We start from the raw sequence: 629 nt of genomic DNA on the forward strand, positions 1-629 counted from the left end.
GATTCGCAAAATGACGGCACCAGAAACCTAGAAGGTTGGCCAGCTCACCTTGCTTGTCCAGAAGCTTGAAAAAGTCGAGGGTGGAGACGACACGAATCTGTTCGTCACCAACCTTCATCTTATGGACCCACCCGCGCTTGTACTGTGGGTGTTGCACTTGTGGAAACACAGAGTGCATGGCCTCATCGCCTGAGAACAGGATGTGGGTCGGCTTGAACTTCTTGATCGCCTTCTTCAGGCGTTCACCATAAGCAGCTTCGGCCTCACGACGCTGCGCTGGCCCCATCTTGAGGTGTCGGTTTTCCGCGAAGTTGATCACCATGTAACTGGCTTGCGGAATCTGCTTATCGCCAGCATAGGCACGGGCGATCTTGTTGCCATACTTCAAGGCATTTACGAACGGGAGACGCGTCTCCCGTACACCAAGAAGCTCGCCTTCTTTCAGATCGCGCGAATCGAGATGCTGGAACACAACCATCACGCGACGGCTGCTGTTGCTCCAGTCTCGACACTGCCTGATGACCAGATTGTACGGGTCATGGCGTTCAATGAATTCGTTCGGTGGATTGAACGTGAATTCGCGTTCCAGCATTAAGAACCTCTTGGGGTAGTTGTGGACACTTCTTTAT

At 52.8% G+C, this 629-nt stretch carries 1 protein-coding gene; it reads right to left on the bottom strand.

Going from position 1 to position 629, the window contains the following annotated elements; genetic code table 11:
* A partial coding sequence (locus tag AC1RPJ_RS07680; RefSeq protein WP_481762828.1) for a hypothetical protein occupies positions 1–592 on the bottom strand: 592 nt, incomplete at its 3' end.
* Between the last annotated feature and the right edge of the window lie 37 nt (positions 593–629).

This window comes from Dellaglioa sp. CoH-57-MRSF-17 (assembly GCF_056782015.1).